This is a genomic window from Actinomycetospora sp. C-140, assembly GCF_054796175.1.
On sequence record NZ_JBTWNF010000010.1, the window covers coordinates 222775 to 246312 of the forward strand.

The 23538-nt window shown below is 74.7% G+C and carries 23 protein-coding genes; 14 read left to right on the plus strand and 9 right to left on the minus strand.

The window, feature by feature from the left end; translation table 11 throughout:
- Nucleotides 1-353: 353 nt before the first annotated feature.
- From ACR9E3_RS18420 to ACR9E3_RS18440, 5 genes are all read left to right on the plus strand, one after another.
- Nucleotides 354-2162 (plus strand): vWA domain-containing protein, encoded by a 1809-nt coding sequence (locus ACR9E3_RS18420; RefSeq protein WP_460381959.1) that lies wholly within the window; start codon nt 354-356, stop codon nt 2160-2162.
- 44 nt (nt 2163-2206) lie between these two features.
- A complete protein-coding gene (locus ACR9E3_RS18425) occupies nt 2207-3484 on the plus strand; it encodes an extracellular solute-binding protein (RefSeq protein WP_460381960.1) in 1278 nt (425 codons plus the stop codon).
- A 252-nt stretch (nt 3485-3736) separates the two neighbouring features.
- Nucleotides 3737-4042, plus strand: a complete 306-nt coding sequence (locus ACR9E3_RS18430) for a hypothetical protein (RefSeq protein WP_460381961.1) — start codon at nt 3737-3739, stop codon at nt 4040-4042.
- 8 nt (nt 4043-4050) lie between these two features.
- Entirely contained in the window at nt 4051-5148 is a 1098-nt protein-coding gene (locus ACR9E3_RS18435; RefSeq protein ID WP_460381962.1) for a class I SAM-dependent methyltransferase, read from the plus strand.
- A 232-nt stretch (nt 5149-5380) separates the two neighbouring features.
- Nucleotides 5381-6238, plus strand: a complete 858-nt coding sequence (locus ACR9E3_RS18440) for a polysaccharide deacetylase family protein (RefSeq protein WP_460381963.1) — start codon at nt 5381-5383, stop codon at nt 6236-6238.
- Nucleotides 6239-6241: 3 nt separating this feature from the next.
- Here the strand turns inward: ACR9E3_RS18440 and ACR9E3_RS18445 are convergent, their stop codons facing one another.
- Together ACR9E3_RS18445 and ACR9E3_RS18450 are read right to left on the minus strand one after the other, a co-directional pair.
- A complete protein-coding gene (locus ACR9E3_RS18445) occupies nt 6242-6733 on the minus strand; it encodes a pyridoxamine 5'-phosphate oxidase family protein (protein WP_460381964.1) in 492 nt (163 codons plus the stop codon).
- Between the two features lie 40 nt (nt 6734-6773).
- Nucleotides 6774-6962, minus strand: coding sequence for a hypothetical protein (locus tag ACR9E3_RS18450; protein WP_460381965.1), 189 nt, complete (start codon nt 6960-6962; stop codon nt 6774-6776).
- Between the two features lie 147 nt (nt 6963-7109).
- Here ACR9E3_RS18450 and ACR9E3_RS18455 point away from each other — a divergent pair, with 147 nt between their 5' ends.
- Nucleotides 7110-7859, plus strand: coding sequence for a GNAT family N-acetyltransferase (locus ACR9E3_RS18455; protein WP_460381966.1), 750 nt, complete (start codon nt 7110-7112; stop codon nt 7857-7859).
- Here ACR9E3_RS18455 and ACR9E3_RS18460 read toward each other — a convergent pair.
- Nucleotides 7843-8667 carry an NAD-dependent epimerase/dehydratase family protein gene (locus ACR9E3_RS18460; RefSeq protein ID WP_460381967.1) on the minus strand — a complete coding sequence of 275 codons (825 nt, stop codon included), beginning with the start codon at nt 8665-8667 and terminating at the stop codon, nt 7843-7845. The genes ACR9E3_RS18455 and ACR9E3_RS18460 overlap by 17 nt on opposite strands.
- 104 nt (nt 8668-8771) lie before the next feature.
- On the opposite strand from ACR9E3_RS18460, the gene ACR9E3_RS18465 reads away from it, so the two are divergent.
- A complete protein-coding gene (locus ACR9E3_RS18465) occupies nt 8772-9431 on the plus strand; it encodes a biliverdin-producing heme oxygenase (protein ID WP_460381968.1) in 660 nt (219 codons plus the stop codon).
- A 7-nt stretch (nt 9432-9438) separates the two neighbouring features.
- Here ACR9E3_RS18465 and ACR9E3_RS18470 read toward each other — a convergent pair whose 3' ends face one another.
- From ACR9E3_RS18470 to ACR9E3_RS18485, 4 genes are all read right to left on the minus strand, one after another.
- Nucleotides 9439-10071, minus strand: a complete 633-nt coding sequence (locus ACR9E3_RS18470; RefSeq protein WP_460381969.1) for a class I SAM-dependent methyltransferase — start codon at nt 10069-10071, stop codon at nt 9439-9441.
- 100 nt (nt 10072-10171) lie between these two features.
- Nucleotides 10172-10468, minus strand: coding sequence for an EthD family reductase (locus tag ACR9E3_RS18475; RefSeq protein ID WP_460381970.1), 297 nt, complete (start codon nt 10466-10468; stop codon nt 10172-10174).
- A 90-nt stretch (nt 10469-10558) separates the two neighbouring features.
- Nucleotides 10559-11005, minus strand: coding sequence for a DUF6918 family protein (locus ACR9E3_RS18480; protein ID WP_460381971.1), 447 nt, complete (start codon nt 11003-11005; stop codon nt 10559-10561).
- A gap of 98 nt (nt 11006-11103) precedes the next feature.
- Nucleotides 11104-12234 carry an alpha/beta fold hydrolase gene (locus tag ACR9E3_RS18485; protein ID WP_460381972.1) on the minus strand — a complete coding sequence of 377 codons (1131 nt, stop codon included), beginning with the start codon at nt 12232-12234 and terminating at the stop codon, nt 11104-11106.
- Nucleotides 12235-12534: 300 nt separating this feature from the next.
- Between ACR9E3_RS18485 and ACR9E3_RS18490 the strand changes: the two genes are divergently transcribed.
- Nucleotides 12535-13302, plus strand: coding sequence for a hypothetical protein (locus ACR9E3_RS18490; RefSeq protein ID WP_460381973.1), 768 nt, complete (start codon nt 12535-12537; stop codon nt 13300-13302).
- A 77-nt stretch (nt 13303-13379) separates the two neighbouring features.
- On the opposite strand, the gene ACR9E3_RS18495 is transcribed toward ACR9E3_RS18490, so the two are convergent.
- Nucleotides 13380-13697 (minus strand): hypothetical protein, encoded by a 318-nt coding sequence (locus ACR9E3_RS18495; protein WP_460381974.1) that lies wholly within the window; start codon nt 13695-13697, stop codon nt 13380-13382.
- A gap of 288 nt (nt 13698-13985) precedes the next feature.
- On the opposite strand from ACR9E3_RS18495, the gene ACR9E3_RS18500 reads away from it, so the two are divergent.
- The 4 genes from ACR9E3_RS18500 (at nt 13986) to ACR9E3_RS18515 (ending at nt 19456) form a co-directional block, all read left to right on the plus strand.
- A complete protein-coding gene (locus ACR9E3_RS18500) occupies nt 13986-14930 on the plus strand; it encodes an alpha/beta hydrolase (RefSeq protein ID WP_460381975.1) in 945 nt (314 codons plus the stop codon).
- 49 nt (nt 14931-14979) lie between these two features.
- The gene (gene npdG / locus ACR9E3_RS18505; RefSeq protein ID WP_460381976.1) at nt 14980-15669 is read left to right on the plus strand and encodes an NADPH-dependent F420 reductase; all 690 of its coding nucleotides are present in this window, start codon (nt 14980-14982) and stop codon (nt 15667-15669) included.
- A 92-nt stretch (nt 15670-15761) separates the two neighbouring features.
- Nucleotides 15762-18578, plus strand: a complete 2817-nt coding sequence (locus ACR9E3_RS18510) for an ATP-binding protein (protein ID WP_460381977.1) — start codon at nt 15762-15764, stop codon at nt 18576-18578.
- Nucleotides 18579-18631: 53 nt separating this feature from the next.
- On the plus strand, nt 18632-19456 hold the full coding sequence (locus ACR9E3_RS18515) for an alpha/beta fold hydrolase (RefSeq protein ID WP_460381978.1): 825 nt from the start codon (nt 18632-18634) through the stop codon (nt 19454-19456).
- Between the two features lie 51 nt (nt 19457-19507).
- Here the strand turns inward: ACR9E3_RS18515 and panB are convergent, their stop codons facing one another.
- Complete coding sequence (gene panB / locus ACR9E3_RS18520; protein ID WP_460381979.1) at nt 19508-20356, minus strand: 3-methyl-2-oxobutanoate hydroxymethyltransferase; 849 nt, start codon at nt 20354-20356, stop codon at nt 19508-19510.
- 182 nt (nt 20357-20538) lie between these two features.
- Between panB and ACR9E3_RS18525 the strand changes: the two genes are divergently transcribed.
- Together ACR9E3_RS18525 and glnA are read left to right on the plus strand one after the other, a co-directional pair.
- Nucleotides 20539-22113 (plus strand): alpha/beta hydrolase, encoded by a 1575-nt coding sequence (locus tag ACR9E3_RS18525; protein WP_460381980.1) that lies wholly within the window; start codon nt 20539-20541, stop codon nt 22111-22113.
- Nucleotides 22114-22198: 85 nt separating this feature from the next.
- A partial coding sequence (glnA, locus tag ACR9E3_RS18530; protein WP_285654737.1) for a type I glutamate--ammonia ligase occupies nt 22199-23538 on the plus strand: 1340 nt, incomplete at its 3' end.

The following is a 23538-nucleotide window of genomic DNA, read 5'->3' on the forward strand; positions in this document are numbered from 1 at the left end:
TCTCCTCCGCTACACCCGATCGGCGGAGTGCCCTCCTGTGAGCGGTGTAACAGATGGCGGACGCCAGCCGATGGCCCTCCGGCACCGTCAAGATCGGCGGGCTCGGGTGAACGGTGGCGGGGGAGCGGGTGGCCGAGGCGGGGGCAGACGGGCAGGAGCACCCCCGGTGGCTCCAAGGGCTCGTGCTCGTGGTGCTGTTCCTCGCCGGAGTCGGCGGCATCCTCCTCGTCGCGCTGGCTCCGACCCCACCCGAGACCATCGGTGATTGGGGCCTCCTCGTCGCGGGCGCCGTCCTCTCGACCGCCGCAACGGCGGCATGGGCGAGGGGGGTGTTGCTCCGGATCGTCCCTCGGGTGACCGGGACGTTGCGCCGGATCCTGCTGGCGGCAGCTCGGCGACGGGTGCTCGTCCCCCTCGCGATCCTCGTGGCGCTCGGCATCCTGCTCGGTGCGCCGGGTCTCGACCTGTCGGGGCAGCTGAAGATCGCCCTCGCCGGCTGCTCCTCGCCGCAGGAGCTGCGCCTCGTCACCGGTCCTGACAACGACGTGACCGCTCGCGACCTCGCGCGCCGCTACGAGGCTTACACCGCTACCAGGAACCACGGGTGCCCGGAGGTCGAGCTCAGCGTCTTCACCGTGGATTCCCGCATCGTTGCGGCACATGCCGGCGCTCCCGACAGCTGGTGGGACCCGGCCACGGGACTGTCCGCGATCGGCCCGCAGCCCGATCTCTGGTTCACCTCGACACGGGCCGAGATGACACCGGTCGCCCACCCCGGGACCGCGCTCGCCGAAGATCCCCGGCCGATTGCCTCCACCCCGGTCGTCGTGGGCCTCTCGCCCTCGTCCGCGGTCGGAACCGAACAGGTGGAGGGTCGTCGGTGGTCCGAGATCTTCCGGTCACTGGTGTTCGGGGGCGAGCTCGTGGCTCGTCCCGACCCCGACGCCCCCGGCGCGGGAGCGGTCACGACGGCCGTGCTGTACGGGCAGGGCGCGCCAGGGGCGCTCGACCCCGGCCAGGTCGAGGGCGCGCTCGCTGCCGCGCGGGCGCAGGGTGGTTTCCCGACGGGTTCGTCGGCGGCTCAGCTCTGCGCGTATCGCCGGGCGACCCCCTCCGTCGGGGCGATGATGCCGGGCAGCGCCGTCGCGCGGACCGCCGTGATCACCACCGAGCAGGAACTCGCCCGCCTCGACCGCGGTGACCCTCTCGGCACCTCGTGTCCCGACGCTGTCCCCGACGGCATGTCACGGGAGGTCCGCCTCGACGCCGTCTACCCGAGCGACACCCACGGTCTCGACTTCCAGATCGCGCGGATGGCGTGGACGACAAGCTCCCGTCCGAGCGTGGCTACCTCGCCCACCACCGATGAGCAGGCCTCGCTGGCGCGCGAGTTCGAGGACTGGCTCGGCGCCGAGGACGGGAGGGCAGCGCTCCTCGCGGAGGGTCTGCGTCCCCCGGGCGACTTCTCCGCGCCCAGGGGAGGACTGCTCGACCCGCAGAACGGCGTGGATCTCAACGCCGAGGTCGACCTCTCGGGGGTGTCGGCGGACGTCTTGGCCGACATGCTCGCGCGCCATCGGGACGCGCAACCCCGCGGGCGCGTTCTTCTCGCGGTGGACACCTCGGGCTCCATGGACGCGGGGGCGCCCACTGGTACCCGGCTCGACGTGGTCCGCGGTGCGGTCGGAGGCGCGCTCCGGCTCGCAGGCCCCCGCGACGAGGTCGGCCTCTGGGTGTTCCCGGGCAGCCCGGCGAGCGCGCATCAGGAGCTGGTTCCCGTCGGCCCGGCCGCGTCGGATCGCCTCGACCAGGTCCGGCGCTCCCTCGGCACGGCACGAGCCTCCGGGAACACGCCGCTGTACCGAGCGATGGTCGACGGCGTCGGGGCAGTCGGCACGGGCGATCCGACCGTCACGTCGGGAGCCGTGGTGATCACCGACGGCGAGGACACGAACAGTGGGCTGACGCCACAGGCCGTCGCGACAGCGCTTCGGGCGGGGACTCGTCTGACCGTCATCACCCTCGGTGAGATCCGGTGCAACGGCCCGGGGCTCTCGACGTTGACGGCTGCGTCGAGCCAGGTCGAGTGCCGTGACGCCGACCCGGCGAACCTGGGGCCTGTCCTCGAGGACACCGTCGACGACATCTGGAGCGGCCGATGACCGCCGCCGACCGACCCCCACGCGATGGGCACCTACCCAGAGGGATGCCGTGGGGTGCGTTCGCGCTGACGGCGGGAATGTCGTTGCTCCTCGTCGCGCTGCTGATCGCGGCGAGCCTGCCGTTCATCGACCCCGACACCGGTCTCGAGCCTGGCCCGCTGGTCCTCGTGACCGGCCGTGATGACAGCGTCGGGCGGCAGCGGATCGAGCTCGTTCGGGAGTGGAACGCGATCCACAAGGACAACCAGGTCCAGGTCATCGAGCTCCCGCCTGTCGCGGACGCCCAGCGCAGCGAGATGATCGCGCGAGCCCAGGCCGGGGCCGGCGCGGACGTCATGAATCTTGACGTCACCCTGACCGAGGAGTTCGCGCGAAACGGCTATCTCGCACCGATCGACGAGAGCTCGGTACGCGTCGACGACTTCCTCGAGCGGCCGCTCGACAGCTGCCGCGACACGGAAGGTCGCCTGTGGGCGCTGCCGTTCAACACCGACCTCGGCCTCCTCTACTACCGGCGTGACCTCCTGCAGAGCCTGCTCGGTCGCCCGAACGCCGACCCGCCCCGCACCTGGCGGGAGCTGCAATCCGACGTCGAGGACATCCGCCGGACGGGATACCGAGGTCCGGCCTACGTCGGTCAGTTCGCGGACTACGAGGGCCTGACAGTGAACGCCCTGGAGCTCGTCCGAGGAGAGGGCGGCGAGGTGGTCGGCCCCGACGGGTCCGTCACCGCCGGTGCGCACCTGCCCGACATCGAGACGGCGTTCAGTCGTCTCGGCGTGCTCTCCCTCGGCCTCGCGGGACAGACCGAGGACGAGAGTTCCGAAGCGTTCCGGGCCGGCGGCGCGGTGTTCATGCGGAACTGGCCGCGCGCGTACCTGGCCCTGTCGGCGACCCGCGAGGCCGGCCAGCCCGACCGGGAGATCGGTGTGACGACCTTGCCCGACGACTCCGGGATCCTCGGTGGACAGAACCTGGCGATCTCCAGCCAGACCGAGCGGCCCCGGGCCGCGCGAGCGTTGATCGACTTCCTGACGAGCGACCGCAGCGAGCAGATCCTCTTCGACCGCGGTGGGCTGCCGGCGGCACGGGCTGTGGTGTACGAGGACCCGGAAGTGCGTCGCCGCTACCCGTTCGCCGCGGAACTGCGCGCCGGGCTCGACGACGCCCTGCCTCGGCCGTCGTTGGTGCACTACGCGCGGTTCTCGGCGGTCTTCCGGCAGACCGCCGCCGAGTACGGCAACGGGAGTCGCCGGAGCCTTCCACCGGATTTCGTGCCGCGACTCGAGGATGCGGCGGCCGGCCGGATCGCGTTCGACTGAGGATCATCCGGCCCGCTCGAGTCATGAGGGCTGGTCCTGGTGGCGTCCGGGCCGGCGACCGGACGTCGGGGTAGACGGTCGTCAACGACCTCCACGCCGCCGGAGCGACCACGTCCTCGACCGGTGTCGCACTCCTCCTGTATCGACAGCGATGAGTGAATGACGGGCGTGGGTGCTGGTCTCAACGAGTGAACGAGCCGCCGATCATGCCGTGCGCCATCACACTGTGACGCTCCCTCGAGAGGAGGCGCCATGAGCGTCATGATCACGATGAAGTTCCCGATCTCGGCGGACGTCATGGAGAAGACCGTCGCCGATCATCGCGAGATGATCATGTCCATCACGCAGGACGGGCAGCGCCAGGGACTCATCCGCCACCAGTTCGCCGAGGACTCGGAGGGCAACGCCCTGGTCGTGGACGAGTGGCCGGACGAGGAGACGTTCCAGCGGTTCTTCGCCGCGCAGGAGGACATCAAGAAGGTGCTGGCCGCGGCGGGGGTGATGAGCGAGCCCGTCGTGACCGTGTGTCGGATCATCGAGACACCCGATCGCGTCTGAGGCCGACGATGACCACGACGAAGCCGGCCGTGAACGTCGATCCCGCGGTGCTCGAGGCGCTGGTCGGGCAGATCGTCACCGATGCGGGCGCCGCGCTGGTGGTGCCGCTGGGACTGCTCGGTGACCGGCTGGGCCTGTTCACCGCGATGGCGGGCCGCGACGCGATGACCGCCGCGCAGCTCGCCGCCGAGACCGGTCTCTCCGAGCGCTACCTGCGGGAATGGCTCATGACCATGGCCGCGGCCGGCTACATCACCTACGACGGCGGGGACGACGACGGGTCCGCCCGGTCCGGGCGCTTCCGCCTGTCGCCGGAGCAGGCCGAGGTGTTCACCAACGCCGACAGCCCGGCCTACCTCGCGGGCGCCTTCCAGAACCTCACGGCCGCGACGCGCATGCTCGACCGTCTCACCGAGGCCTTCCGCACCGGCGGGGGGATCGGCTGGCACGAGCAGCACGAAGACATGTTCCGCGGGACGGAGCGCTTCTTCCGGCCGGGCTACCTCGCGAACCTCACCGGCTCCTGGATCCCCGCCCTGACCGGGATCGACGAGCGGCTCCGGGCCGGCGGAACGGTCGCCGACGTGGGCTGCGGGCTGGGCTCCTCGACGATCATCATGGCGGAGGCCTACCCCCGGACCACATTCGTCGGTCTGGACTACCACCCCGGCTCGGTCGAGCTCGCCCGCGACCGTGCCGACGCCGCCGGGGTCGCCGACCGCGTGGCGTTCCGCGTGGGTCCGGCGATCGACCTGACCGGACAGTACGACCTGGTCACCTTCTTCGACTGCCTGCACGACATGCCGGACCCCGTCGGGGCGCTGCGTGCCGCCCGCAGCGCGGTCGACGACGGTGGCTCGGTGATGCTGGTCGAGCCCATGAGCTGGGACTCGGTCCCCGAGGCACTCAACCCGCTCGGCCGGCTGCTGTTCGGCGCGTCGATGTTCGTGTGCCTGCCGAGCGGACTCTCGGCCGACCCCGGCGCGGGACTCGGGAACCAGGCGGGGCCGGCACGCACCTGCGAGCTCGCGCGCGACGCGGGCTTCGGGGACGCCCGGTTGGCGACGTCCACCGAGGTCAACCTCGTCTACGAGCTGCGGCCCTGAGTTCTGCGGGTGACGTCGTGGTCGGGGCGGTGGTCCACGACCACGGCGTCACCCGCACGGGCGGGGGTTCGGGCGTAGCACCCGGAGAGGTAGCGACGCAGGACACCGATCAAGGTCGCGAGAAATCTGTCTTCACTCGATTGGAGGTGGAGGGTTGCTCGCAGCCGCCGAGAACAGCCCTCTATGGTGATCCCGACTGTTACTCATGTGACGGATGGGACGGATGGGGCCGATGTTCACTCCGCGGCAGCGGGTCATCCTGCGCCAGATCGTCAGCCCGCCCTACATCTATCGATGGGCCGGTCTGGTGACGACGATCGGGCTCATGGTCGGCGTCACCGTCGTCGTGCTCGCCGACGTCGGCGCCCCGACGGTGGTCGCGGCCGGCGCGAACCCTGCGGTGTCGTCGGCCCCGGCGGGCATCCGGGCCCGGACGGTCGAGGACGCGCCCGCGTTCGGGATGCCGGGGGAGGCCCGTCCCGCGATCACCCCGTCGCTGCTGTCGGTGACGTCGACGACGACCGACCGCCCGACCGTCGCCCTCACGTTCGACGACGGGCCGAGCACCTTCACCCCGCAGGTGCTCGACATCCTGGCCGAGCACCGCGTCCGCGCGACGTTCTGCATGATCGGCAACCAGGCCGTGGCCGAGCCCGCGATGGTGCAGCGGGTCGTGGCCGGCGGGCACCGGCTCTGCGACCACACGTTCACCCACGACGCCACCGTCGGTTCGGTGGACGCGGGGCTGATGAGCACCCAGCTGGGCCGCAGTCACCAGTCGCTGGCCACCGTCGTCAACCCGCCCGTCTCGGTCGACTACTTCCGTGCCCCCGAGGGCAAGTGGTCGCCCCAGCTCGACCACGTCGCCGCCGCGAGCGGCATGCGGCCGCTGGGGTGGTCGGTCGACACCCTCGACTGGACCCAGCCCGGCGTCGCGTCGATCGTCCAGGCCGTCCAGCGGTCGGTGCACCCCGGCGCGGTGATCCTCTTCCACGACGGCGGCGGGCCTCGCGAGCAGACCGTCGAGGCGCTGCGCCAGGTCATCCCGTGGCTCCAGGACCAGGGCTACGAGTTCACGTTCCCGACCTGACGGTCAGTGCTTGCGGATCACCTTCTCGGCGCCGCCCTCGCGCCACGTGGTGACGTCGAGGTGGCCCCCGCCGACCGCGAGGGACGCCGCGCCCACGACGTCGGCCCGGAAGAAGGTCGGGAACTCCTGCCCGCGGAGGTCGAGGCCGATGTCCTGGAAGAGGGCCTCGGCGTAGCGCTGGTGCAGGGCCTCGTCGCGCACGTCCTCGACCCGGCCCCAGATCTTGGCGTCGCCCTCGCCGACGTGGGTGTCGACCGTCGCGGTGTGCAGCGTGAAGCGCGGGTCGGCGACGAGGTCGGCGAACTTGGCCGTGTCCGGCATGCCACCGATCCATAGATCGCCCTCGAAGAACCGCGGCTCCATCGGGCTGACGCGGGGCCAGCCGTCCGGGCGCAGGGTGCCCAGCATGCACAGGTTGCCGGTGGCGGCGTGGCGGCGCGCGAAGACCTCGGCGATGTGGGGCGCGGCGGCCGCGAAGTCGGTCCAGAGAGCCATGCGTCGGACGCTAGACGTGACCCCCGACACCCCCAGGCGCTCAGGCCGCCCCGGTCCCGTCCGCGTCGAGCCGGCGCCGCAGGTTGTCGCGGGCCTGCAGGGCCGCGGGCATGCCCTCGCGGGGGCCGTCGGGGGACTCGCTCGCCTCGCGGCGCCGTTCGCGCAGCAGTGCCTGCATGGCGGCCGGATCGGTGCCGAAGGCGTCGGTCTGGTCGTCGATGGAACGCATGCCCCCACCGTGCACGACACCGCGGCGGCGCCGGAGGCGCCCCCCGGATCGTGGCGTGTCGGCGGCGGTGTGCGCCGGTCGACGTCGCCCTTGACCAGCACGGATGGCGGGTGCCCATGACGCCGTGTCGTCGGCCACGATGCCGACATGGTCGCCGACGTCGTCACGGACTACTGGTCGCTCGGGGCCGAGGTGGACGACCTCGGCGACGCCGTCCTCGTGCACCGCCCCGGGCTCCCGCGCTCGACCTTCCTGCACCGCCTGCGCCCCCGTGGCGTCGAGGAGCTGGACTCGGCGCTCGACGCCGCCCGGACCATCGCGCAGGTCCCGCAGATCGTGCTGGACCCGGACACGCCGCCGTTCGTCGAGGCGGAGCTCGTCGTCCGCGGGTGGCGGGTCGACACGTCCGTCCAGCTGGTCCTCCCGCCCAGGGTCCCGGGCCCGGCGCCCGACGGGCCGGTGCGGCCGGCCGCGGATGCCGACCGCGACACGCTCCGCGCGCTCTTCCGCGCCGACCACCTCGAGACGGACCGCCGGTCGGGGCGGGCGCCGCGCAGCGAGGAGCGCACCGACGCGACGGTCGAGGAGCGGTGGGCGCTCGGGCCGTCGGTGCACTGGTTCGTCGCGGACGACGGCGAGGGCCCGGTCGGGTTCTTCGCGAGCTGGGCCGGCGGCGCGCGGGGGACCGGGGTGGTCGAGGACCTGTTCGTCCGCGAGGACCGTCGTGGCCGGGGCTACGCCCGGGCACTGATCGGGGCGGCGGTGGCCGACGCGCGGGTCGGCGGCGCGGGTCCGGTGGTGATCGGTGCGGACCCGTCGGACACGCCGATGACGTGGTACGCGCGTCTCGGCTTCCGGCCCACCGTGATCCTGCGGTCGCTCACGCCCCCGACGTGAGCGCGTCGCGCACGATGCGGTCGATCGTCGACCGCTGCGGCACCCAGCCCAGCACGGACCGCGCGTCCGCGGGGTCGACGGTGACCGTCCGGGGCTCCGGAGCCGCGTCGCGGTGCGCGACGGCGACCGGGCGGCCGGTCACGCGCTCGACCGACGCCAGCACCTCCCGGATCGTCACCGGACGGCCGCTCCCGATCGGGACCGCCCGGAACGACCCAGGGGTGGCGACGTCGAGGGCGGCGACGAACGCGGCGGCGGCGTCGTCGACGTGCACCAGGTCCCGCACCGCCGAGCCGTCGCCGTTCACCGTGAACGGCGTGCCCCGACCGGCCGCGGCCAGGATCGCGGGCAGGAGCCGGGATCCGTCGGTGTCACCCGGGCCGGCGACGTTGGCCAGGCGGAGCGAGACGGCGCCGAGGGCGCCGGTCGCCGACGCGTCCCGCGCGGCCAGGTCGGCGGCGAGCTTCGCCGCGCCGTACGGGTGCGCGGGCGGGACGTCGCCGCGGATCGCCGCGGTCGAGGCGAGGACGAGCCGCGCGCCCGGCCGGAGGGCGCCGAGGACGGCGAGCGTGCCGCCGAGGTTGGTGCGCCAGGTGCCCAGCGGGTCGGCGAGGGAGTCGCGCACCCGCACCACCGCGGCGAGGTGGCACACCGCCTCGACGTCGGCGAGCACGGCCGCGACGTCACCGGGTCGCTCGACGTCCGCGACCGCCCGCGTCACGGGCACGACGTCGTGACCGGCGCCGGCCAGCACGGACACGACCGCCCGCCCGACGAAGCCGCCGGCGCCCGTCACCGCCACCCGCACGGGCGGGAGCCTCGCACATCCGCACGATCGAAGTGAGGCTAGCCTTACCCGGACGCGGACCCTAGTGTCGTCAGCGGTAGCCCAGCGACACCGGAGGCCGGACCGTGAGCGAGCACCAGCCCTTCTCCCAGGTCCTGCGGCGATCCACCGCCGCGGCCCACGAGCGCGCCCACCACTCCACCTACATGGACGCCCTGCTCGACGGGCGACTCGCGCTGGACGACTACGCGACGCTCGTCGTGCAGTACTGGCACGTCTACGGCGCGCTCGAGGACGGGGCGGACCGGCTGGCCGGCGACCCGGTGGTCGGCGGCTTCGCGGTCGACGCGCTGCGGCGCCGCGAGGCGATCGCCGCGGACCTCGCCGCCCTGCGCGGACCCGGCTGGACCGACGACCTCACGCCGCTGCCGGCCACCGCCCGCTACGCGTCCCGCATCCGCGCCATGGTCGACGAGTGGCCCGGCGGCTGGGTGGCCCACCACTACACCCGCTACCTCGGCGACCTCGCCGGCGGACAGGCGGTGCGCGGCCTGCTCCGGCGCACCTACGGCGTGACGGGCGACGGGGCGCGGTTCTACGACTTCGCTGCTCTCGGTCCCGTGCCGCCGTTCCGGACGCGGTACCGGGCGCTGCTCGACGCCGCCGCGTGGGACGACGTCGAGCGCGCCCGGATCGCGGACGAGGCGTGCCACGCGTTCGAGCTCAACATCGCGATGCTCGCGGACCTCGCCGGCACGGTGCCGCCGGAGCACCTCGCGGCCTGAGGCCGCGCTACGTCTCCCGCCGCGCCACGGCCAGCCACGCGGGCAGGTCGACGTGCCCGCCGACCGGCACGCCGAGCTTCGCGGCCTGGTCGTCGTCGGGGACGCGGCCCCGGTAGGTGCTCTCCCGGATCTCCTCGAGCGTCCAGCCGGGCCTGCCGAACGCGGTGCGGATCTCGTCGTCGGTGACCTCGGGACCGAACGCGGGCCCGGGCGCCAGGCCCAGCAGCACGACGCGACCCCCGTCGACGACGACGTCGCGCAGGGCGTCGACGTACCGCGCCTGGTCGGCGCCGTCGAAGATGTGGAACAGGGCGCTGTCGAGCACCGTGTCGAACCCGCGCAGGGTCGCCGGGTGCATGGCGTCCGCCTCGACGAACTCCGGCTCGACGCCGTGGGCGGCCGCGACGGCACGCGCCCGGTCGAGCGCGGCGGGCGCGGAGTCCGCGCCGACGACGTCGTAGCCCCGCTCGGCGAGCAGGACGGCGTGCTCGCCGGTGCCGCAGCCGAGGTCGAGCACCCGACCGCGGAGCAGGCCCTCGGCCTCGGCGGCGACCACGGCGGGCTGTGGCTCGCCGATGATCCACGGCGGCTCGCCGGAGACGTAGGCCTCCTGGAAGGCCGAGGGTGCGGGGGTGGTCATGGGGACCTCCGGGCGTCGTGGACGGTGACGCACCCGATCCTGTGACCTCGACCTTCCTCGAGGTCAAGGGCGCAGGGCCCCCGCTCCGCCGGTCGTGCCCTCAGTCGTGCGCCATGAACAGGGTGGCGCCGCCGCTGGCGAAGTTCGGGACGTCGGCGGCGGCGGTCTGGCCCGCCTCGGAGCTCATGCCCGCCTGCAGGTCCTCGAGCGAGTCGAAGGAGAGCTCGGCGATGAGGTGGTAGGGCGCCGGGTTCGCGTCCAGCGAGGCGCAGTGCCGGTAGGTGAACGACTTGAGGCCGGGAATCTTGTCGGCCAGCGGCGCGTGCACGTCGCGGTAGTACGTGTCGAACGCCGCGGGGTCGGTCGGGTGGCCGTAGAGGACGGTGACGATGTGCATCGGATCACCCCACCACGCACGACGGCCCCGGAGCCAGGACCGATCGCGAAGGTCCCGGCGCCGGGGCCGTCGAGGGGGGAGCGGGCCGGGTCAGCGGCCGTGCTTCTCGATCACGGCACCGAGGCCGGGCAGGGCCTCGACGACGTTCTCCTGCGCCTTCGGGCGCAGCTTGCCGTAGATCGACGTGACCGCGGCGCGGTTGCTGCGCTCGGCGCGCCGGTCGGTCACCGTCAGCAGGGCCTCGGAGGCCTCGTGCGGGCGGGTCGCCAGGAACGTGCCGAAGTCGCCGGTGGCCTCGGTGGTGAACGTCGCCCAGAAGGGCTCGAGCTGCTCGACGAAGTCGTCGAGCATCTTGTCGATCGCCTCGCGGACGAAGCCCGGCTTGACCTTCTTGACACCCGCGTAGCCGGTCTTGACGACCCCGCCCGACAGGCCGCTCTTGTTCGCGACCTCGCTGTCGACGAGAGCGTTCAGGTCGTCGACGACGGCGCCGCGACGATCCGTGTCGAGAAGGCGTGCCTTGAGCGTCTCGGCCATCGCTGTCCTTCCTCGGGGAGCAGGGAGCGGGGCCGACCGTACGACAGGTCGGGGGAGGGATCTCCGGCAGGTCCCCGGCCGAACGACACCGATGTGGTTCAGGACCGGTCGTCGTGGGCCGCGAGGAACGCCTCGAGGTCGGCCCAGGAGTTCTCGCGGGCGCGGCGCCCGGCCAGCACGCCGAGGTGTCCGCCCGGGCGCACGACGAAGCGCAGATCCGGGCTCGCGGTGAGGAGCTCGGTGGCCCGCTCGACCGCCGCGACCGGGGCGATGACGTCGTCGGCACCCGCCACGAGCAGCACCGGGACCCGGACGTCGGCCAGGCGGACGGGGCGCCCGGCGAGCGCGAGACGGTCCTCGGCGAGGTCGTTCGACCGGACGACGTGGTGGTAGATCTGCCCGAACGCCCGCCCGGGGTAGGCGGTCATGTTGTCCATCAGCAGGTCGACGGCCTCGATCTGCTCGAGGAGCTGCCGGTCGTCGAGGTGCGTCAGCACCGTCACCGGCTTGGTCAGGTAGCGCTCGACGCTGCTGAGCTGGAACGCCCACTTGACCACCGTCGCCGGGAACGACCCGAGCGTGCGGTACGCCGCCGAGAACACCCGCCCGCCGGTGTACTCGGCCACCGAGCGGAACGGGGCCACGAGGGGCACCGCGGAGACGTCGACGGGCGACGCGAACGCCGTCACCGAGCGGATCGGGGCGCCGGAGACGTCGCTGGCCGCCGCGAGCAGGGTGAACAGCCCGCCGAGGCTCCAGCCGGCCAGGTGGACCGCCGTGTCGTCGTGGCGGTCGGCGACCGCGTAGAGCGCGGCCGGGACGATCTCGTCGACCCACAGCTCGAGCCCCCGGCGTCCGGCGGCCCGGCCCGTGGCGTCGTAGGTGACGATGTAGGTCTCGCGCCCGGTCGCGAGCAGGTCCTCGACCATGCTGGCGCCGCGGCGCAGGTCGAACGCGAAGTCCGGCGCCCCGAGCGGGGGCACGAGCAGCAGCGGGGCGAGCGCCGGGTCCGGCGTCACCGTCGGCTCGTAGCGGTGCACGGTGTAGCCGTCGCCGAGCAGCACCGGCAGCCGCGGCATCCGGCGCGTGTCGGCGAGGTGCCCGCGGCTGACCCAGTCCCAGAGGTTGTCCCAGGCCTCCACGACCGAGCGGGTGGGGTCTGCGCCGCGCGCCGAGCCCCCGGTCGACGGCGCGGACGCCTCCTCGTGGGGCAGCTGCTCGGCGGTCACGCGGGCCGATCGTAGGGCCGTCCGTGATGACCCGGAACACGAACGTCACTCACGCGTCGTGATCTCTGCTCACGGTCGGTGACGCGGCGTGGCGCGCGCCACGTCTGTTCCCGCAGCTCGACACGGAGATCCGGTCGATCCGGGCTGGGCCGTCCGGGCCGCCGCTGCTCCGCCCGATCGTCCGAGCCACCACTACACCCACACCGCGTTGGATCAAGTGGCGCCGCCCCGGGTCCACCGCTCGGGGCGGCGAGGCGCCCCGCACCGAGGTCGCCGGACGGGGTGAGGAGAGAGGGCACCGTGGTCGAGCGTGCGGCGGGGGCGATGTTCGGGGGAGCGCCCGGGGGCGACATCCGGAGCGAGACGCCCTGCGACCCGCCGCGCGGCGAGCACGACGACCGGCGCCGGCGGCGCTCTCGGTTCACCGCGGGCGTCGGCGTCGGGCTCATGGGCGCGGCGTCCCTGACGACCGCCGTCTACCAGACGATCACCCAGTCCTCGACCACCGTGAGCCTGCCGGGCGAGGTGGCGGAGGTCGACACGCCGCTGCCGTGGGGCGCGGCGACCGCGGTGCCGGCCGGTGCGCCCCCGTCCTCGGCGACGATCACCCCGACCGTCGCCGACCTGGCCCTGCGCGCCGACCAGCAGCCCCTCCCGGGTACGGCGGCGCCGCCCGCGCCGGGCTCGCCCGCACTCGGTGTCCCGACCACCGGCGGCCCGCTCGCCGGGGTGCCGGGGCCCGACACGGCCGGTCCGCCGCCACGCGTCGACCGGCCGACGTCCCCGACGGGGACGGGCACCCCGAGCGGCACGCCCAGCGGCACGGCCGGCAGCACCCCGTCGAGCACCACGCCGCCGTCCTCGGAGACCTCGGACACCTCGGCGCCGCCGTCGTCGACTCCCGAGCCGTCGAGCCCCGGGTCGTCGACTCCCGAGTCGTCGAGCCCGGAACCGTCGAGCCCGCCCAGCTCCGAGCCGTCGAGCCCGGGACCCTCGAGCCAGGAGCCCACGTCCTCGGCGCCGGAGGGCGGCTCGACGCCGCCGTCCTCGGGTGCGGCCGAGGGCTGACCCCGCCGAACGCCGACGGCCCCGTCCCCGGGAGCGGGGACGGGGCCGTCGGTGCGCGGGACCCGGTGGTGCCGTGCTCAGCCGCGCGGGCGGCGCAGCGCGGTGCGGTGCTCGGGACGCAGGTGGTAGATCACGGCCGGCAGGACGACGACGGCCACGAACGGCAGCCCGACCAGCGGCAGGACGAAGAGCAGCGCCAGGCCGACGAGCATGACGACCAGGGCCGTCAGCGGGTTGGTCGCGAACGCGCCGAGGCGGGCCAGACGCGGGCTGCGGCGGGCAGCCGTGCCGGCGCGGTCGGCCAGGCCCGTGACGCCCGCGCGCGCGGTCGGTCGCGACGCGGCGGGGACGGGGCGGGGCAGGGTCGGGGTGCTGTGCGGCCAGGGGAGAGCCATCGGGGTGCGTCGGTCCTTCGGGGTCGTCAGGTTCCAGCGGGGCGCGTCGGGGGACCGCGTCGGAGCTCGGGTGGCTCCGGGTGGCTCGAGGCCACCCGACCGTGCTCCGGGGGCGTCGCGGGGATCGACACCCGACATGACGCCCGGGGGGTCCAGCGGGTTCCCGGCAGTTCGGTATCGATTCGGCAACGGCGGGTGCCCGGCGTCGGCGCCCATCATCCACCTGTCACCCACATGGACGGGATGACCTGAGAGGGTGATCCTGACGGCGGCTCTAGGGTGTCGCCGATGACTGCTCCCACCGAGCTCGACCCCGGGGCGCGTGCGCTGCTCGGGCGATGGTCGGGCGAGCCGGCGATGTTCGAGGGCGCGACGGCGGACGACGTCTCCGGCCCGCGGGCCCGGTTCGCCGCCCAGCTCACCGAGTCGGCGGGCCCGGCTCCACGTGTCCCGGAGGTCCGCGATGCCGCCGGCGTCCCCGTCCGGGTGCACCGGCCCGCGGCGTCCCCGTCCGGCGCGTGGGCGGTGTTCCTCCACGGCGGGGGCTGGGTGCTCGGCGGCGGCGACGCCTACGACGCCGTGGCCGCCCGGCTCGCGGACGATCTCGGGGCCGTGGTGGCCGCCGTCGACTACCGGCTCGCGCCCGAGCACCCGTTCCCGGCCGCCCTGGAGGACGCGCAGGCCGCGATCCGGGCGCTGCAGGACGAGCCGCCCGCCGGCGTCGGCCCGTCCCGGTGGGCGCTCGTCGGCGACAGCGCCGGGGCGAACCTGGCGGCGGTCGCGGTGCTCGCGCTGCGCGACGAGGACCGGGCACCGGCGGCGAGCCTGCTGGTCTACCCGCCGCCGGACTTCGAGGGGCGCTATCCCTCGGTGACGGAGAACGCCGAAGGCTACTGGCTGACCGCCCGCGACGTGCGCGCCTGCTCCAAGCTCTACCTCGCGGGCCACGACCCGCGCGGCGACGTCCGGCTCTCACCGTTGCGGGCGGAGTCGTTGGCCGGGCTGCCGCCGACGATCGTGGCCACGGCCGGCTTCGACCCGCTGCGCGACGCCGGGCACGCCTACGCCGACGCGCTCGCCGCCGCGGGTGTGGACGCCCGTCGCCGCGAGCATCCCGCCCTCGTGCACGGCTTCTACGGGTTCACCGCCGCGGTCCCGGCCGCGGACGCCGCCGTGGGGGCGCTCCACGCCGAGCTCGCCGGGCTGCTCGCGCCCGAACGCGATCGATGCTGATCGTGGTAGGAACCGTCCGTTCTGACCGTTCGTGCCAGGGAGTCACCGCGTGACCGACGCCAGCGAGGCCATCGACCCGACCACGCTCACCGTCGGCGTGCTCGGCGGCACCGGCAACCAGGGCAAGGGCCTGGCGCTGCGCTGGGCGGCCGCCGGGATCAAGGTGATCGTCGGCTCGCGCGCCGCCGAGCGGGCCGAGAACTCGGCGCAGGAGTACTGCCAGGCCACGGGCGTCGACCACGTCAGCGGCACCGACAACGCCAGCTGCGCCGCGCAGGCCGACGTCGTGCTCGCCGCGGTCCCGTGGGAGTCGCACGCCGAGACCCTGCGAGGCCTGGCCGAGCCGCTCCGGGGCAAGATCCTGATCGACTGCGTCAACCCGATCGGGTTCGACAAGAAGGGGCCCTACCCGCTGCCCGTCGAGGAGGGCAGCGCGGCGCAGCAGGCCGAGCAGCTGCTGCCCGACACCCGGGTGACCGCGGCGTTCCACAACGTGTCGGCCGTGCTGCTCGCCGACCTGGAGCAGCCGCAGGTCGACTGCGACGTGCTGGTGCTGGGCGACGACCGCGAGGCGACCGACGTCGTGCGCGCCCTCGCCGACGCCATCCCCGGGGTGCGCGGGATCTACGGCGGCCGGCTGCGCAACGCCTACCAGGTGGAGTGCCTGACGGCGAACCTCATCGCGATCAACCGGCGCTACAAGGTCCACGCGGGCATCAAGATCACCGACCTGGACTGAGGCGGGGCCGCCGGCGGCGGTTACTGGCTGGTATCGCTCGCTGAGCGAGCCATACCAGCCAGTAACCGGGTGCGCCGCCCGATACTGCGTCGGTGCAGGTCACGCCGGGGGGCGCGCCGCTCGTGGGGCGCGCGGACGAGATCGGGGCGCTGGTGGGCGCCGCGCTGTCAGGGCCCGGCGGCGTCACGCTCGTCAGCGGCGAGGCGGGCAGCGGGAAGACGCGCCTGCTCGAGGAGGTCGCCGCGCGCGCCGCGGCGGCGGGCGCGCGCGTCCTGCGGGGTCACGCGGTGCCCGGCGGCGGTCCCTACCGGCCGCTCGCCGAGGCCCTGACCGGCGCCGCGGACCCGGCGCTCGCCCACGACCCCCGACTCGCGCCGTTCCGGGCGGTGCTCGCCCGCATCCTGCCCGCCTGGACCGCGGCGCCGTCCGACGGCGGCGCCGGCCCGCACCTGGTCGACCCGGTCCTGGTGCTCGGCGAGGCCGTCGCCGACCTGCTCGGGGTGATCGCGGGGGAGGGGCGGGTCCTCGTCGTCCTCGACGACCTGCACTGGGCCGACCGCGACACGCTCGCCGTCCTCGAGTACGTCGGCGGGCGCCTCGGCGGGACGCGGGTCCTCGCGTCGGTGCGCTCGGACGAGCACCCGCCGGACGGGCTCGCGCCGCTGCGTCGCGGCCTCCGGGGGACGACCGTCGAGCTCGGGCGTCTCGCGGCGGAGGACGCCGGCGCGCTCGCCGCCGCGGTGCTCGGCGGGGAGCTCGCCGAGGAGGTGCGCGACCACGTCGTCGACGCCGCCGAGGGCCTGCCGCTGCTGGTCGAGGAGCTCGCGGCCCGCCTCGCCGAGTCCGGCGCGGTGGTCCGGCGCGACGGCCGGTGGGTGGCCGCCGGCCCGCTCCCGCGCGAGGTGCCCGAGGCCTTCGCCGAGGCCGTCGGGGCCCGCGTGGCCGCGCTCGACCCGGACGCCCGCGGCGTGGTGCGCGTCGCCGCGCTGCTCGGCCGCGACCTGCCGTGGGATCTGCTGCCCGCTGCCGCGCAGGTGGACGCGGCCGCTGCCGCCCGTGCGGTGCGCCGCGCCGTCGACGCCCGCCTGCTCGTGGCCGGCACGGACGGGAGCCTGCGCTGGCGCCACGCCCTGACCCAGGACGCGGTGCTGTCCGCGCTCACGGGTCCGGAGCGGGCGGTCCTCGCCGCCGGGGCCGCCCGCGCGCTCGACTCGTCCGACCGCGCCGACCTCGCGGGCCCGCTGTTGGCCCGGGTCGCCGAGCTGCACGCCCGCGGCGGCGACCCCGATCGGGCCGCGGAGCTCCTGCTGCGCCACGCCCGCGAGCACAGGGCGGCGGGAGCGCCGGCCGCCGCGCTCGCGACCCTCGAGCAGGCCACCGCGCTGGCCGGTGCGGCGCACCGGGTGCCCCTCGTCGTCGAGCGGGTCGAGGTGCTCGCGCTCGTCGCCCGCACCGACGAGGCGCTGAGGGTCGGCGAACCGCTGCTCGGCGCGGCCCGGGGCGCCGAGCGGACGGCGCTCGCCCTGGCGCTCGCCCGTGCCTGCGTGGTCGCGGACCGTCTCGACGAGGCCCGCGCGATGCTCGCGCGCGCCGGCGACCCCGACGACCCCCGACTGCTCGCCCTCAGCGCCGCCGCCGCCCTGGGCGCGGGACGGGCGACCGAGGCGCTGCGGCTCGCCGAGCGCGCCGTGCCCGCCGCCGAGGAGGCCGGGTTGCCGGAGGCGGCGTGCGAGGCCCTCGAGGTGGTCGGGCGGGCGCAGCGACGCGCGGATCCCGACCGGTCCGCGGCCGCTTTCGGGCGGGCCGCCGAGATCGCCGAGCACCACGACATGACGGCCTGGCGCGTCCGCGCGCTGGCCGAGCTCGGCGTGGCCGACATCTTCGGGTCCGGGGACGGGGCCGCGCTGCGGCGTGCGCGCGAGCTCGCCGCGGAGGCCGGGATGCTCGGCACCGCGACGATGCTCGAGCTGCAGCTCGTGGCCGTCGAGAACGGGCGGTCGGGGCCCGTGGCCGCGGGGGCGGACGCCGAGCGGTCGGCGGGACGGGCCGGGCGCCTCGGACTGCGCGGCATGCGCGCCCAGGCGCTGGGGTTCGTGGCGCGCGGGCGGGTGTTCGCCGACCGGGTCGACGAGGTCGACACCCTGCTGGCCGAGGCCGCCGGGCTCGCCGCGAACCCGGTGCACATCGAGTCCGCCCGCGCCCTCTCCGAGGCCCACGACCGCTGGCTCGCCGGCGACCTGACGGCGGCCGTGCCCGCCTACGACCGCGCGATCGACGTCCTGCGTCGCGCCGACGGGGCGAGCCCCACGCCGTCGTGGGGCGAGCGGGCCGTGCTGCGGACCGCGCTGGCGCCCGACGACCCCGGCCCGCGGGAGGAGCTGCGCGCGTCCGACGTGCTCGTCCAGTCCCTCAACCGCGGGGCCCTGCACCTCTGCGACGCCGTCGCCGCCGTCGAGCGGGGCGAGGACCCCGCACCCGACCTCGCCGTGGCCGACGAGCTCCTCGCGAGCCGGCCGTTCTTCCGCCACCTGATGCGCTGCTACCTGCTCGAGCACACGGTCCTCGGGGACCCCGTCCCCGTCCTGCACGAGGTCCTGGCCTGGGCCGCCGGCACCGAGGAGATCCGCTTCACGCGGTGGTGCCAGGCGCGCCTGCGGGCGCTCGGGGCCCCGGTGCCCCGCCCGCGGCGCGACACCACCGACGTGCCGCCGGACCTGCGGGCGCGCGGCGTGACCGGGCGCGAGATGGAGATCCTGCGTCTCGTCGGCGCGGGACTGGCCAACCCCGAGATCGCGGCCCGGCTGCACCTCTCGCGGCGCACGGTCGAGACCCACGTCGGGAACCTGCTGGCCAAGACCGGGACGGCGAGCCGCGCCGGGCTGGCTGCGTCCGTGCGCCCGCCGCCCTGACTCCGTGCGCCGCACGGATACGGCCACGCCGCCCGGGCGGCACCGTCGTCACCATGACGAACACACACGAGATCACCGCCGGCGACGTCGACCTGGGCGAGGTCCGGCTCCACTACCGCGAGCGGGGTTCGGGTGCGCCGGTCGTGCTGGTGCACGCCGGCGGCTTCGGGGAGTGGTTCGCCCCGGTCTTCGACGAACCGGCCCTCGACGGGGTGCGCCTCATCGAGGTGCAGCGCGCGGGGTACGGCGCGAGCTCGACGCCCGAGGGTCACGCCACCTTCGCCGACCACGCCCGGTACGTCCGTGAGCTGCTCGCGGCCCTCGGCGTCGAGCGCGCCACCTGGGTCGGGCACTCGTCGAGCGCGAGCATGGTCCTGCAGGGGGCCATCGACGCGCCCGCGGCCGTCGAGCGCCTCGTCCTCATCGAGCCCGCGCCGAGCCCGGCCGGCCCGTCGTCCGAGGAGCTGGTCCGCGCCGCGGTCGGGCCCGCGATGGGCGCCGCGCAGGCCGGGGACTTCCGCGGCGCCACGGACGCGTTCATGACCGGCGTCTGCGGCCCGCACTGGGCGGACCTCGTCCGGGAGCGCTTCGGTGGCGAGGGGCTGGACCGCCTGCTGCGCGACTCGCGCTTCTTCCTCACCGACGAGGTCGTGGCGGCGATGGAATGGCCGATCGATGAGGAGACCGCGGCCCGCGTGACGGTGCCGACGACGCTGGTCTACGGGGACGCGCCCGCGACGAAGGCGCACGAGGAGACCACGCGGATGCTCGCCGCGTGGATCCCCGGCGCCGAGCTCGTCGCCCTGCCCGGTGTCGGGCACGCCATGCCCCTCGAGGACCCCGCTCTGGTCGCGCGGATGGTGGCTGACGCCATGTGAGCACTTCGGAGTGCTCGGGCACTCCGAAGTGCTCACATGCGCGAAGCGCACCTACTCGAAGCTGTGCTCCGGGCCGGGGAAGACGCCGTCGCGGACCTCGCGGGCGTAGGTGCTCGCGGCGTCGGACAGCGCGGAGCCGATCTCCGCGTAGCGCTTGACGAAGCGCGGGGTGCGGCGCGCCGGGTCCGAGAGGCCGACCATGTCGGTCCACACGAGGACCTGGGCGTCGCACTCCGGCCCGGCGCCGATCCCGACGGTCGGGATCGGGACGTCGGCGGTCACGCGCTTGGCGACGTGCGCCGGCACCATCTCGAGGACGACGGCGAAGGCGCCCGCCTCGGTGACGGCGCGGGCGTCGGCGATCAGCTTCTCGGCCGCGTCGTCGCCGCGGCCCTGGACGCGGTAGCCGCCGAGGGCGTGCTCGCTCTGCGGGGTGAAGCCGAGGTGCGCCATCACCGGGATGCCGGCGTCGACGATCGCGCGGATGCGGTCGGCGTAGTGCGCGCCGCCCTCGAGCTTCACCGCGTGCGCGCCGCCGCTCTTCATGAACTCGACGGCGGTGGTCACGGCCTGCTCGGTGGAGACCTGATAGCTGCCGAAGGGGAGGTCGGCGACGACGAGGGCGCTCGGCGCGCCGCGCACGACGGCGCGGGTGAGGATCAGCAGCTCCTCGGTGGTCACCGGCACGGTCGTGTCGTAGCCGAGGACGGTGTTGCCGGCCGAGTCGCCGACGAGGAGGACGGGCACGCCCGCCTCGTCGAAGATCCGCGCGGTGTTCACGTCGTAGGCCGTGAGCATCGGCCAGCGCTCGCCGCGGGCCTTCATCTCCTGGAGGTGGTGGACGCGGGTGCGCTTCGAGCGCCCAGCAGGGGTCGACACCGTGCCGGAGGGTGACGTCATCGTCGTCCGTCCTTGCCTCGAGGCCCACCGGCTGCGGCGGGTCCCCGGGTCGTCGGGGTGGGAGTAGCGCCACGGTGTCACCGGCGGGGCCGCGCGGCCGCCCGCTGGGACCAGACTCACAGCGCCGGGGCCGGTGCATCCCGTCACCGGAGCGCGACGGCGCCCGTGGCAGGGTGACCGCCGTGCGTTCCCGCCGAGCCCCCCTCGTCGCCGTGGTCGCCGGGCTCGCCGCCCTCCTGCTCGGGGCGTGCGCGCAGGTGGTGCCCGGCGTGGCCGTGCCCGACGCCGCGGGCGGCGCACCGGCCGGGCTCGAGACGTTCTACGGCCAGCAGATCGACTGGGGTCCGTGCGCCCCGTTCGCGGCCACCGACGAGGACCGCCAGATCTACGCGGACCCCGCCCTGCAGTGCGGGCGCATGCAGGTCCCGCTCGACTACCGGGCACCGCAGGGCCGCACCGCCTCGATCGCGGTGCTGCGCCACGCCGCGCCCGCCTCGCCGGAGCGCATCGGCTCGCTCGTGCTGAACCCGGGCGGACCGGGGGCGTCGGGCATCCAGACCGCCGCCTACCTGGCGTCCTCGCTGTCCTCGACCGAGGTCGGGCGGCGGTTCGACATCGTCGGCTTCGACCCCCGAGGCGTGGGGGCGAGCGAGCCCGCGATCCGCTGCCTGAACGGGCCCGAGCGCGACGCCGACCGCCGCGACGACGACACCGACCCGTCGCCCGCCGGCGTCGCGTCGACCGAGGCGGAGGAACGCCAGACCGTCGACCTGTGCTCCCAGCGCAGCGGGGTCGACGTGCTCGCGAACGTCGGCACGCGCGACGTCGCCAAGGACATGGACGTGCTGCGGGCGACGCTCGGCGACCCGCGGCTGACCTACCTCGGCTTCTCCTACGGCACGCGGATCGGCTCGACCTACGCCGAGGAGTTCCCGCGCAACGTGCGCGCGATGGTGCTCGACGGCGCGCTCGACCCCGACCAGGACCCGACGACGGAGCTGGTCGAGCAGGGCCGGGGCTTCCAGGGGGCGTTCGACGCCTTCGCGCGCGACTGCACGACCCGCCCGAACTGCCCGCTGGGCCAGGACCCCGCGCAGGCCACCCGCGTCTACCAGGACCTGACCCGGCCGCTGATCGCGCGGCCGCTGCCGCTGGCGGGCGGCCGCGTGCTGTCCTACGCCGACGCGCAGCAGGGCACGATCAACGCGCTCTACGTCGAGGCCTACTGGCCCCGCCTCAACCGCGCGCTCGCCGACCTGCGCGCCGGTCAGGGCAACGGGCTGATGACCCTGGCCGACGAGTACTACGAGCGGAACCCGGACGGCACCTACGCCTCCTCCCAGGACGCGTTCGAGGCCGTCCGCTGCGTCGACGACCCCCGGGTCACCGACCCGGCCCAGTCGCTCGCCCGCGCCGAGGCCTACAACCAGGCGGCGCCGTTCCTCGACAGCGGCCGGGGCGTGTCGGCGGCGCGCGACAGCTGCGCGTTCTGGCCGGTGCCGCCGACCAGCCAGCCCCACATCCCGCAGGTGCCGGGCCTGACGCCGCCGCTGGTCGTGTCGACGACGGGCGACCCGGCGACGCCGTACCAGGCCGGGGTCGAGCTGGCGCGGGCCCTCGGCGGCTCGCTGCTCACCAAGATCGGCGACGAGCACACGGCGACGTTCCAGAACTCCCCGTGCGTCGACGACATCGTCACGCGGTACCTGATCGACAACACCCCGGCCCCGCCGGGAGCGACGTGCCCCGCCACGTGACGGTGCCGTGAACCCTTCGGCGCACGTCACCCGTGTGACCGGTCCCCGGCTTTCGGGCATCTGAACGCGGACTTAGGGTCGCCCCATGGATCGCCAGCAGGAGTTCGTCCTGCGCACGCTGGAGGAGCGCGACATCCGCTTCGTGCGGCTGTGGTTCACCGACGTGCTCGGGTACCTCAAGTCGGTCGCCGTCGCGCCGGCCGAGCTCGAGGGGGCCTTCGCGGAGGGCATCGGGTTCGACGGCTCGGCGATCGAGGGCTTCGCGCGGGTCTACGAGTCCGACATGGTCGCGAAGCCCGACCCGTCGACGTTCCAGGTGCTGCCGTGGGAGACCGCGGGCGGGGGGCACTACTCGGCGCGCATGTTCTGCGACATCACGATGCCCGACGGCTCGCCGTCGTGGGCCGACCCGCGCCACGTGCTGCGCCGCGGGCTCTCGCGGGCGGCCGAGGCGGGGTTCACCTGCTACGTGCACCCGGAGATCGAGTTCTACCTGCTGCGCGACCTGCCCGGTGACGGCACGCCGCCGGTCCCCGCCGACACCGGCGGCTACTTCGACCAGGCGAGCCACGACGCCGCGCCGCACTTCCGGCGCCGGGCGATCGAGTCGCTCGAGGCGATGGGCATCTCGGTGGAGTTCAGCCACCACGAGGGCGGCCCCGGCCAGCAGGAGATCGACCTGCGCTACGCCGACGCCCTGACGATGGCGGACAACATCATGACCTTCCGCTACATCGTCAAGGAGGTCGCGATCACCCAGGGGGTGCGCGCGTCCTTCATGCCCAAGCCGTTCACCGAGCACGCCGGCTCGGCGATGCACACGCACGTGAGCCTGTTCGAGGGCGACCAGAACGCCTTCCACGACGCCGCCGAGCCCTACGAGCTCTCGAAGACCGGCAAGGCGTTCGTGGCGGGCATCCTGCGCCACGCCCGCGAGATCTCCGCGGTGACCAACCAGTTCGTGAACTCCTACAAGCGCCTCATCGTGGGCGGCGAGGCGCCGACGACGGTGTGCTGGGGCCACGCCAACCGCTCCGCGCTCGTGCGCGTGCCGATGTACTCGCCGGGCAAGGCGTCCTCGCGCCGCGTCGAGGTGCGCACCATCGACACCGCGGCCAACCCGTACCTCGCCTACGCCGCGATCCTCGGCGCCGGGCTGCAGGGCGTGGCCGAGGGCTACGAGCTGCCGCCGGCCGCCGAGGACAACGTCTGGATGCTCTCGGAGAACGAGCGCCGGGCCATGGGCTACGAGACGCTGCCGCAGAACCTCGACGGCGCGCTCGCGGCGATGGAGCGCTCCGAGCTGATGGCCGAGGTCCTGGGCGAGCACGTCTACGACTTCTTCCTGCGCAACAAGCGCTCGGAGTGGGACGCCTACCGCCGCAACGTCACGCCCTACGAGCTGGCGACGTACCTGCCGACGCT